Below are 12328 nucleotides of genomic sequence, written 5' to 3'. Positions count from 1 at the left end.
ATTTGACTAATTTTGCAAAAAGCACTTAGGGCATGAAAGAAGAAACCAATACCAAATCCGAAATTACTTTTGAAGACTTTAAATCCGAAGTTTTAAGCGATTATAAAATTGTGGTCAGCAGCCGTGAATGTAGTCTTTTAGGACGACGCGAAGTACTTACCGGTAAGGCAAAGTTTGGTATTTTTGGTGACGGAAAAGAAGTGCCTCAAATTGCTTGGGCAAAGGCTTTTGAGGATGGTGATTTTAGATCGGGCTATTACCGCGACCAAACCTTTATGATGGCAATTGGCGCACTTACAATGGAGCAATTTTTTGCTGGGTTATATGCCAATACCGACTTAAAGGAAGAACCTATGTCGGCTGGCCGTCAAATGGGCGGACATTTTGCTACCCATAGCCTTGACGAAAACGGCGAATGGAAAGACCTTACCAAACAAAAAAATTCTAGTGCCGATATTTCTCCAACCGCCGGTCAAATGCCACGTCTACTTGGTTTAGCACAAGCTTCAAAACTATACCGCAATCTGAAAAACATCAATTCCGATAAGTTTTCTGTGAACGGTAACGAAGTAGCTTGGGGCACCATTGGCAACGCCAGTACCAGTGAAGGTCTTTTTTTTGAAACCATCAATGCCGCCGGCGTGTTGCAAGTACCTATGGTCACCAGCGTTTGGGATGATGAATACGGTATCTCGGTGCACGCCAAACACCAAACTACCAAAGAAAATATTTCTGAAATATTGAAAGGTTTTCAACGTGACGAAGAACATAAGGGATTCGAAATCATGCGCGTTAAAGGTTGGAATTATCCAGAATTAATCGATACTTACCAACGCGCCGCAAAATTAGCACGTAAAGAACATGTGCCTGTACTAATTCATGTGCAAGAACTCACCCAACCACAAGGGCATTCTACCTCTGGTTCGCACGAACGCTATAAAAATAAAGAGCGTTTGGAATGGGAAACAGAATTCGACTGCAACGCACAAATGCGCCATTGGATGATTAACAATAATATCGCTACCAATGAAGAATTAGATGCGCTGGAAAAAACCATAAAAAAAGAGGTGCGCGACGCCAAAAAAGCAGCCTGGAATGCCTTTATAAATCCCTTATTAAAAGAACGGGAAAAGGCTTTGTACTTATTAAAAGCCATTGCTGCAAAAAGTCCTAACAAAGTTTTTATTGACAAATTGGCGAATGACTTATCATCCATAGCGGAGCCATTAAGAAAAGACATATTATACGCCACGCGCAAAGCACTGCGCTATGTGATTGGTGAATCTTCTACTGAGAAAGAACAATTGTCGAGTTGGATTAAAAACTATATAAATACAGTTCAACCCTATTACAGTTCGCATCTATACAGCCACTCTCAGAAGGCTGCCATTCATCAGAATGAAGTATTGCCAACTTACGACAGCGATGCCGAAGAGGTTGATGGTCGTATGGTATTAAGAGATAATTTTGATGCTATATTTAACAATTATCCAAACAGCATAATTTTTGGGGAAGACACAGGTTTTATCGGAGATGTTAATCAAGGGTTGGTTGGGCTTCAAGAAAAATATGGAGAAATGCGCGTCGCAGATACCGGAATAAGAGAAGCCACCATTTTGGGTCAAGGTATCGGACTTGCCATGCGCGGACTGCGACCCATAGCTGAAATTCAGTATTTGGATTATGTGATGTATGCTCTACAATTAATGAGTGATGATTTGGCCACCGTTCATTACCGTACCAAAGGCCGACAAAAAGCACCGTTAATTGTAAGAACACGTGGTCACCGTCTTGAAGGAATTTGGCATTCTGGCTCTCAAATGGGCGGTATTCTGAATTTGGTGCGCGGTATGCACGTATTAGTGCCACGAAACATGACCAAAGCAGCAGGATTTTATAATACACTAATGGTCTGTGATGAACCAGCTTTGGTCGTTGAATGCTTAAACGGCTACCGTTTAAAGGAAAAAATGCCAAATAACATTGGTAGTTTTAAAACACCTCTTGGGGTTGTAGAAACCATGGTTGAAGGTACCGATATTACCTTAGTATCTTATGGATCGACACTCCGACTCGTAGAACAAGCGGCTAAAGAATTATTAGAAGTAGGTATATCTGCCGAAGTAATAGACGTACAATCCTTACTCCCATTCGACCTTAAACACGACATCGTAAAAAGTATTGAGAAAACCAGTAGAGTATTAGTAATAGATGAAGATGTTGAAGGTGGCGCTTCTGCTTATATTTTAAACCAAATACTTAACAAACAAAACGCCTACCAGTATTTAGATTCAGCTCCAAAAACACTGGCCTCTAAACCACACAGACCTGCTTACGGTAGTGATGGCGATTACTTTAGCAAACCATCTACCGAAGATATTTTTGAAAACGTTTACCAAATAATGCACGAGGTAGATCCCAACGATTTTCCCAAACTGAGATAAAACATAATCAAAATAGAGCTATGCATCATTCGGATAGCTATTTCGTTCTTAAAACAAACTATAAACAGTGACGTCACTTCCCGCGTGGCGACAGATAGACGAGCCTACTTCTAATTTGATTTTAAGGAGCTTGCAAAGTATAATTGTGTCGAGAAAGAGCTCCAATCCAATTTTAATATAGAATTATTCTAAAAAAGCAAAGGGTGGGCTTATCCATGGCTTTGCTATGGCTTAAGGTACGAGGATCTATATAGAAGAGATAAGATTTGGTTGTGACTGTTGTCCGTTGTCTGTTATCTGTAGGTGGTTTGTTTTGGAAGATTTGTTAAGATTTTTTTACCGCAAGGGGCACAAAGATTTGCACAAGGAGTCACTAGACTTGTTTTTTTCTTTCTATCATGTTTGGGGTTTGTGCCATTGGATTTAACAAGGCTATCAGAGCGATTAATTGAAATTCAATCACGAATTGGTAATTTTATTTCTATTTACTTTTTTGTGGGCCAAAAAAGTAACAACAAAGTTTTTCGCCATCGAAAGTATTTTATTTTGTGCTTTTGGGCACTAAAGAAACCACAAAAAAAGGCTAAAGTTTCACCTTAGCTTCAAAACTTTTTAATGCCTTTTCTTTGCTATAATGCCGACAGCGCTTTCCGCTGGGGCGGAATTAGAATTGATAATTTATGTGTAGAGTCTTTCGATTGCTTGTTGGTTTTTGCTTTAATTTGTTGATGTTGTTTTTAGAAGTTATGTGTTGGCCCATCCCTAAATCCCCTCCTTCGGCAGGCAAGCCTGCCTGTTGCTTTGCTGCTTGAAGCTTTGAAGCACAAGGCGGATAGGTTCTTAACTAAAAAGTTGTCGCACTTCAATTATAACAAATGTTTTTCAATCGCGATTTTTATAATTCCCACACTATTTTTGGCACCAAGCTTACTCATAATATTCATGCGGTGCGTTTCTACTGTTTTGGGGCTTACAAATAGTTTTTGGGATATTTCCTCAGTGGTAAGTTCTTCTGAGATTCCACGTAAAACATCCATTTCTCGTTTGGTAAGTTTTGGGGCGAGGTGTTTGTTAGATTCTTGTTTATGGCTTTGATATAGCAGTTTATTATGTAAAGTATCTGGAAGATAAACAGTATCCGATAACACTGTTTTAATGGCTTTCATGAGTTCAATCTTGTCGGTGTTTTTTAAAAGATAGCCATGGGCACCGTTTTTAAGCATGCGTTTTACAAAACTAATATCTTCAAAATTAGTTAATGCAATTATTTTTAAAGTTGGGTATTTTTTTGAAAGTAATTTACTTAAATCAATTCCATTGCCATCTGGCAAGTTGATGTCCAAAAACAAAACATCTGGTTGGTTTTCAGCAATACCTTTTTCTGTTTCTGAAATAGTTGAATAGGCACCTGTAATCTCTACTTCGTTGACATTGTCTAGCATAGCGGCAATGCCTTTAAGTACCAGCTGATGATCGTCTGTTATGGCTATTTTAGTAGTCATCTAATTGGTTTAAATCTATTTCAATATTGAATGATGTGACCTTCTCGTCTGAGTGTACATCGAGGGTGGCATTGAGGTATTCCACGCGCGATTGGATATTTTTTAATCCAATACCTTGATGATCATTTCGGCTGGTGTCAAAGCCTTTACCGTTGTCTTCTACTGTGATATTTAATAGGTGTTCGTGACAACTAATTTGCACATTAATTTCGGTTGCTTCGGCGTGTTTGATACTGTTATTTACTAATTCTTGCACTATTCTAAAGAGACTTATTTCTGCATTTTTAGGAATTTTAAAGCTGTCACCTATAAATTGAAAATCTATTTTTTGTGGGTGAATGGCATCTAAATTCTGACAAAAAAGTTCAACTGCTTCCAATAGACTAAACTCTTGTAAAGAAGGCGGCACCAGATTGTGTGAAATGGCTCGTACTTGCTGACAAGACTGATCAATCATATTTACCACCTCTTGAATGGTATTGTTATTAAATTCTAAAAGCGAATTGAGTTTGAATTTAATCGCACTCAAGTCGCCATTAACACCATCATGAAGCTCTCTAGCAATGCGAAGGCGTTCCTTTTCTTCACCTTCAATTAAGGATTCTAAAGTTTTTACCTGACTTTCTCTTTTAAGGGTTAATAACTCCTGATCCTTTCGCTTTTGTCGTTGTTTAAATAAAAACCACAAGGATATCAACACCGCTAATAAGGAAAGGGAAACAATGCTTATCAATGTGTTTTGACGTTTCTTTTTCTGCAATTCGTTTTCCGCCTGTTCTATAATGAGTTGCTGAGCGACAATTTCTTTGTCTTTCAATTCACTTTGGTATTTGGTTTCAATATCGATGACCTTTTCTCTTAGTTCGTTATTTTGTAAACTATCTCTTAGTGTGTAATAGTTATCGAGATGATCAATGGCCATTACATAATCTCCCTTCTGGTATTCCAAATCGTATAGCTGGTAATAAACCACTGCTAAAGGAGACATGACCTTCATCTCGGAAAAAAGTCTGTGTGCTTTATTCAAGTAGGTTTCTGCTTCCCCTAATTGTCCCATTTCAAGATACAACGCGCCTAAATCGTGAAAAGACCCACCAATGGTCATTTTCTGACCTATGATTTCGCGCATGCTGAGCGCTTTTTTTAATTGTGATTCAGCTTTTAAAAATTCACCTTTATCCTTAAAAATTATCCCAATATTTCTATACTGAGCCGCTTGAACCATTTTATTATCGGCCAGTTCAGCGTATTTAAGAGATTCCTGGAAATTTTCCAAAGCTTTGTCTTCATTCTCCAACCGTCGGTAAGCAATCCCTTTTCCATTTAAGACAATACTTAAAGTGCTATAATTTTGTAAACGTTTGTCAATTTCAATGGCGCGGTCAAAAAAAACAATGGCCTTCTCGTATTGCTGAAGTGCACTGTGAATAACACCAATCACATTCACTATTTTGGAAGTCTGACTATCAAAGGCAATGGCTTCTGACAATTTTAAAGCCCTCAATAAATAGTTAATGGCTTTTTCATTGGCATCGGTGCGGTAATAAATAACACCCAGTTGGTATAAGGATTCTACTTGTTTAATAGTGTCGGTACTTTTCTCGGCATAGTCTAAATAAGCTTCCTGAAGTGGAATAGCCTCAGAATACTTGCCTTCAACCCTTGCCACCACAGCTTGGTTGTAAATGGAACGCATGCGCATATCTTTATCGTTAACTTTTTTGCTGAGCAACTCAAGACTATCGTTATACTGTTTACTTAGATTTACATCTTTATCGATATAAGCCATTGAAAGCTGATTATATAGCTGAAGTTTATCAACAGGATCCTTAACAGAAGATAATAGTTTTTTCATACTGTCAATAGCCACTTCAGTTTGAGAAAAACCCGAAGCAAAACAAACCAAAAAAAAAGTGAGTGTTTTAAAATATGTTGGCATGCTTGTTTTATTTGACATTTAAATATACATTTTTTTGCGATACAACTTTTATGAATTATTGAAGATTAGATATATAATCTAGTTGCTTACAGCAGCCGATTGCTTAAGCATCACTATTTCGGCCACTACATCTTCAAGCATATTTTGCATATTTTTTATGGTGATGTTCTGTTCTTCGAGTTGTTTTTGTTGGGTTTCTATCAGTAATTGCTGTTCTTGTACGGCTTTTACCAAAGGCACCACAAAGGTGGCATAGCGTAGTCCGTAATAGTCGTCGTTACTCTTAGGGGCATCTATTCCGCTAAAGCTAAAGCCCAGTTCTTTGGCCGCTTGTTCTACTTCTTGTGCTATAAAACCAGTCTCTTTTAGTTGCGCTTTTAGGATTTCTTGTTCAGGCATTCTTAAACTATCGGGGGTTTTTAAGAAACCTGCTATTGCATTGAGGTCTAATTCATAACTAACTGGTCGTAATTTATTTATAAAACTTAGACCAGGTACCTGTTCTTGAATATTTTTCTTAAAACGCTTATCGGAAACATTGGTCCAATTAGCAAAACCCCCAATACTAGAGATCGCATTATTACCAAGTCTAATTTGATTATTGGCAGTAATAGCAGTGGCATAGCCTAAGGCTGTTGAATTTTCGCGATTGGTTCCTGTATAGAAAGCCCCGCTTCCTATGGCTGAATTAAAATTTCCTGTGGTATTGGAAAACAAGGCGTCAAAACCTATGGCCGAATTTCTTATACCCGTGGTATTGCGATATAGGGCATTTCTGCCGCTGGCGGTATTAAAGGTTCCGGTAGTATTGTCATAAAGGGCTCGATAGCCAGAGGCTGTATTGCTGTCTCCACTCGTATTATTAAAAAGTGACTGACTTCCGTTGGCGGCATTAAAGCTACCAATATCATTGGCATTCAATGCTTGATGACCAATGGCTGAATTTCTAAGTCCGGTAGTATTTGAAAACAACGCCCTGTTTCCCAAAGCGCTATTTCGATCGCCCGTAGTATTAGAATATAAGGCTTCATTGCCAACCGCAGAATTTCTGAAGCCAGTTGAGTTGTTGGCAAGCGTTGCACTCCCGAATGCAGCATTGAGCTCTCCAGAGATATTATTGGCGAGTGACACTGCGCCAACAGCTGTATTTGAATTTCCAGTTGTATTCAAAGAAAGTGCGCCTGATCCCATTGCAGTATTGGAGCCACCAGCTGTATTGGCGGTTAAGGATCTAAAACCGATTGCAGTATTTGCATTTCCATCACTATTATTTAAAAGAGCGGCATTTCCTATGGCAGTGTTATTAACACCTATAGTATTAGAATTTAATGTATTATAACCAACAGCTGTATTTCTTACGCCAGTAGTATTAAATCGAAGTGCACCTGATCCAATGGCCGTATTATTATTGCCCGTTTGATTATTAAAAAGTGCTTGAAAGCCAACAGCTGCATTATTTGATCCTGACTCATTGCTATATAAAGCTTCATTCCCTAAAGCCACATTGTAATTACCAACTGTATTAGAGAATAAAGCATAAGCTCCTAACGCTGAGTTTCGTTCTCCAGTTGTATTGTTTCTTAAAGAAAAGCTGCCACTAGCAGTATTGGCCTCACCCACAGTATTTGCATGTAAAGCAAAGTTACCCATAGCCGCATTGTTAGCGCCTGTGGTGTTTGAGTAAAGACTTGAAGCCCCAACTGCGGTATTTGAACCACCCGAGGTGTTATTAAAGAGTACAAAATTTCCAATTGCTGTATTTGCCTGTCCATCCATATTGTTCCTCATAGAAGCAAAACCTACTGAGGTGTTTGCAGAGCCGATAATATTAGAACGTAATGCATCGCTCCCAATCGCTACATTGCCGTTTCCTGTAAGATTATTATTAAGTGCGAAAGCTCCAAAAGCGTTGTTAAAACCTCCTGTGGTATTGGCATTTAAGCTATTAACCCCAACAGCAGTATTTATATTACCAGTTTGGTTAGATGCTAGAGCTGCATTTCCAATGGCTACGTTGGCTTCACCGCTAGTATTACTGTATAGGGCACGATGACCAAGTGCTACATTATATAATCCGGTGGTGTTAGTATACAAGGCTTCACCTCCAATGGCCGTATTAAGAGCTCCTGTGCTATTAGAGCGTAAGGACTCAAAACCAACGCTGGTATTCAAATTACCTGTAGAATTAGATTCTCCTGAAAAATGCCCTATAAACACATTCCTGTTATCAGTCAAATCATCATTGTCTCCAGCACCTTCGCCTATAAATACTGAATTGCCCGTATTGAGAACTTCAAGCTGTCCTTGGGTGGTAAGCCTTAATTTTTCAATATTGTTGGTTCTAAAAGATACAGAATTGTCATCGGTAGTTCCAAGAAATTGTGTTGTAGGATCTGTTGCAGTATTTCCTTCTAAATCCCATCCAGCATTTGTATTGGCACCAAGCTTTTCCCAAAATGCACCGTTGAAAAAATAAAAACCAACCCCATCACCACCTGAAATTGCTGGATTGGTATTGTAAATCAATAGCGCTTCAGCTGCTGGATTGGTACCATCTAAGGTAGTATCTAAAACATCACGCAATGGCACTTTTGGCACCAACATCCCTTTGCTATCAGAGTATACTTCCAAAATAGACGACGGATGGGGAGTTGTTGTATTAATCCCAATTTGAGCGATTAAAGTGGAGTTTTGCATTAAGGTGAGCAGCAATATTATTTGAATGAATGACTTCATATGATGATGATTAAAAATTTCAATTCTTAACAATTTTATAGGTCCTTCTTATCGAACCAATAGTTATTTCTGCTAGGTATAGACCTGTCTTAGCTTCAATATCAAGTCTAATTTTATCGGTATGTGCATATTTTCTGTTCAACAGCTGCTGTCCGTTTACAGTAAAAATTCTTAAACTAATATCGCTGTAGGATTTATCAAATTGAATAGTGATTTCAGAATTGGTTGGATTGGGAAATAGGTGTATAAATTTTATCTCGTTCGAGGTAAATTCATCAACCGATAGCACCGTATTACATGCTGAATCGCTCGCACTATCACCGTTGATACTCCAACCACGGTCGTTCACAAGTGTGGTTCTTGCCATGTTTGCTGCTGTACCATAAGTTCTGCCAAATGCACCCAAACTTCTATTGCTAACGGTTGGGTTATTGGCTTGCCAACCTACCAAAGTAGCCGAATAATTATCGCAGTCCATACCAGAACTATCCAGCATGTTTCCTAAATTAACAGTTGAACTCAAAATCCATGACCCTAGATTTTGATTAAAGGACGAGGCACCGTTTAAAAATCTAAACATGTTGGTTATTCCAGACACGTTCCAAGCACTGATATCTTGATTAAATAAACTAGCATTTCTGAACATTTGAGATATATTGGTTAGTGATGAAATATCCCAGTTGCCAATATCTTGATTAAATGCACTAGCACCACTAAACATTTGGGTCATATTGGTAACGCCCGAAACATCCCAGTTACCAATGTCCTGATTAAACGCAATGGCATCCCAAAACATGCCTGTCATATTCACAATACCGGTGACGTCCCAGTCGCCAATGGGTTGATTAAAAGCATTGGTATTTCTGAACATATAGAGCGCAGTAGTCACATTAGACAGGTCCCAACTACTAATGTCGCCATTAAAGGCGTTGGCTGCATTAAACATATCCATCATTGTTGTTACATTTGATACGTCCCATGTGTTTAAATCTTGATTAAAAACAGCTGTATTTCTAAACATTTCTCTCATATTAGTAACGTTAGAAACGGTCCATCCGCCAATATCCTGATTAAAGTTTGAAGTGTTTCTGAACATCCCTTCCATATTGGTGACGTTTGCAACGTTCCAATCTGCAATGTCTTGATTAAAAGCTGAGGAATTGCTAAACATGCCACTCATATTTGTTACGTTCTCAACATTCCAACTTCCGATATTCTGATCAAAGAAAAGCGCGTTATTGAAAGTATCAGACATGTTTGTAATATTTGAAACATCCCAACTACCAATATTTGAGTTAAACTGAGTAGCCGATCTAAACATTCTGAACATACTAGACACATTACTCAGATTAGGGACATCACTGGCACTGATATTTAAATTAGTACAGCCGTCAAAAGCGGCGCTCATGCTAGTCCAATTAACGGCGCCCCATTGTTTAATGTCAGTTAATCGGTCTTTATTGATACCTCCTTCAATGTAAAAACGTTGGAGATTCTCGGGTTCCATTTCTACAATCACCACATCATTCGCCATGATACTTAAGTCGCTTAGAGTCACAAAATCAAATGTATCTGGGGTAAAACTACCTGAGCCACTATTTCCTGATGGCATAGATTCCCAAGTGTAATTTATAACCCCGCTAGATTGCGCCTTAAAACGGATTTGGTTAGCATCGGTTGGAAAAGTCCATTCTGTTATAAAATTTTGTGCATAGATAAATCCAGAAGCGATGGTTAATAGGCATATAGTACTCATAAGCGCGCGATTACTAACAGGTCTTAAGTTGGCTAACATATAAATCGGCTTGGTCAGAACCATCGCAATTGTGAAAAGTAATCTTGCTTTCATAGTGGTTGTATTTAGTGAATCGTGTGATTATTTGGATGTTTTGTCACGCAAATGCCTGGAATAGAAACAGCATGATTTAACACTAAATAATTGATAGCAAGATACCTGTGTAATTTTTAAATACTCTAAGGGTAAATACTGAATTCTGAAAAATCAGGGAATACCCTGAGAGGGGCTGAGCTTATCCTGATGAGTCTGGTATAATCGTTAAATTTTCCGCATTCAATAAATCAAATACGATACCAGATCACTGTTATGAGACCCCTCGTCGCTTGTGCCTCGCTTTGTTGGCGTGACAAACAAAATGGGGGTTGTTTTTTTAGCTGTCTTTGTGTGTATTCTTAGTGCTTTTTTTTATTGGCTTTACCGAATCTTCGATTTCTGAAGCGCAGTCGTGGTCTCCTATCTAGACCGCCCTTTTTGTCATTCCGAAGCGCAGCGAGGAATCTCATCCTGCTGAGTCCATTCCATCCTGAAAAGTAACTTCATAATGTCATTCACTTACGATTTATTACTTACTCTTATGCGACCCCTCGTCGCTCGTACCTCGCTCTGCCGGCGTGACAAATACTATGGGGGTTGTTTTTTAGCTGTTTTTGGGTGTATTCTTAGCGCTTTTTTTATTGGCTCCTCCGAAATTTCGATTTCCGACGAAGTACCTGTCCGCCGAAGGAGGAAGGAATCTTATCATGCTGAGTCCATTATACTCTTAAGAATCCCATATGCATCAATCCTGCGCACTCCAATAAGATCCCTGCCATAGGCAGGCAGATGCGGTCCTGTTCGTCGCCTGACGACTATGAAGTAGTAACAATAAAAGCACAGCTTAGCTCACCTCAAACCACTCCCAAGTGCGTTGGATGCCTTCGCGGACGGTTATTGTGGGTTGGTAGTTGATTAACTGTGCGGCCTTGCTAATATCAGCCAAGGAATCCCTCACGTCACCTTGGCGCGGCGGACCATAAAAAGGTTGCAATCTGGAATTGGCGGCTTCTTGCAAATACTGCCATAACTGATTTACCGAAATTCGCTCGCCACAGGCAATATTAAACACCTGGTTGGCGGCATTTTTTTCAGCAAAAAAGGCATTAACGTTGGCCTGAACCGCATTGTCCACAAAGGTGAAATCTCGGGTCTGTTCACCATCACCGTTAATGGTCGCAGATATGTTATCTTTTAAAGCTTGCATAAATAATGGTATGACGGCTGCGTATGCGCCATTCGGACTCTGTTTTGGGCCAAACACATTAAAATAGCGAAGACCAATAGTATCGGTGCCATAAGTGGTTGCAAACACATCGGCGTAGAGTTCATTCACGTATTTGGTAACGGCATAGGGCGATAGGGGTTTTCCAATTATCGATTCTATCTTGGGTAAGGATTTACTATCGCCATAGGTAGAACTGGACGCCGCATACACCATTCGCTTGACACTGCTGCTATCTTTTAAAGCAATCATCATATTTAAAAATCCGTTGATATTCACAGCATTGGTAGTAGCCGGATCGTTTATAGAACGCGGAACGGACCCTAAAGCAGCTTGATGACTCACATAATCTATGTCCTCCATGGCACGAACACAGGTATCTAAATCTCTTATATCACCTTCTATCAGGTCAAAATTGGGATGTTCTATAAATTCCTCAAGGTTGTGTCGGTAGCCATTAGAAAAATCATCTAAAACTCTAACTTTTTTAGCCCTATGTTTTAGTAAATAACCCACCAAATTGCTGCCAATAAATCCAGCACCACCGGTAACTAAATAACGATAATTCGATATATTTTGATGTTTTGTCATAGTCAATTTGAACTTCCCTGATTAGCGTTGACCGTTTTTAAACATTAATTTCATTATTAA

General features: G+C 39.0%; 6 protein-coding genes. 1 reads left to right on the top strand and 5 read right to left on the bottom strand.

The features are described from left to right. Positions 1-32 precede the first annotated feature (32 nt). Positions 33-2444 (top strand): alpha-ketoacid dehydrogenase subunit alpha/beta, encoded by a 2412-nt coding sequence (locus tag V7Z48_RS00560; RefSeq protein ID WP_334111430.1) that lies wholly within the window; start codon positions 33-35, stop codon positions 2442-2444. 866 nt (positions 2445-3310) lie between these two features. On the opposite strand, the gene V7Z48_RS00555 is transcribed toward V7Z48_RS00560, so the two are convergent. From V7Z48_RS00555 to V7Z48_RS00535, 5 genes are all read right to left on the bottom strand, one after another. Then, on the bottom strand, positions 3311-3946 hold the full coding sequence (locus tag V7Z48_RS00555; protein WP_334111429.1) for a response regulator transcription factor: 636 nt from the start codon (positions 3944-3946) through the stop codon (positions 3311-3313). Beyond that, positions 3936-5885, bottom strand: a complete 1950-nt coding sequence (locus V7Z48_RS00550) for a sensor histidine kinase (protein WP_334111428.1) — start codon at positions 5883-5885, stop codon at positions 3936-3938. Before V7Z48_RS00550 ends, V7Z48_RS00555 begins: the two co-directional genes overlap by 11 nt. Before the next feature lie 78 nt (positions 5886-5963). Continuing rightward, positions 5964-8621, bottom strand: a complete 2658-nt coding sequence (locus V7Z48_RS00545) for a tail fiber domain-containing protein (RefSeq protein WP_334111427.1) — start codon at positions 8619-8621, stop codon at positions 5964-5966. Positions 8622-8640: 19 nt separating this feature from the next. Further along, the gene (locus tag V7Z48_RS00540; RefSeq protein WP_334111426.1) at positions 8641-10470 is read right to left on the bottom strand and encodes a BspA family leucine-rich repeat surface protein; all 1830 of its coding nucleotides are present in this window, start codon (positions 10468-10470) and stop codon (positions 8641-8643) included. 826 nt (positions 10471-11296) lie between these two features. Beyond that, positions 11297-12268, bottom strand: coding sequence for an SDR family oxidoreductase (locus tag V7Z48_RS00535; protein ID WP_334111425.1), 972 nt, complete (start codon positions 12266-12268; stop codon positions 11297-11299). Positions 12269-12328: the final 60 nt, after the last annotated feature.

Origin of the sequence: Paucihalobacter sp., from assembly GCF_036825875.1 — a bacterium.
Lineage (GTDB): Bacteria > Bacteroidota > Bacteroidia > Flavobacteriales > Flavobacteriaceae > Paucihalobacter.
The sequence above is the reverse complement of the archived record's forward strand: the minus strand, read 5'-3'. Positions and strand labels throughout refer to the sequence as shown.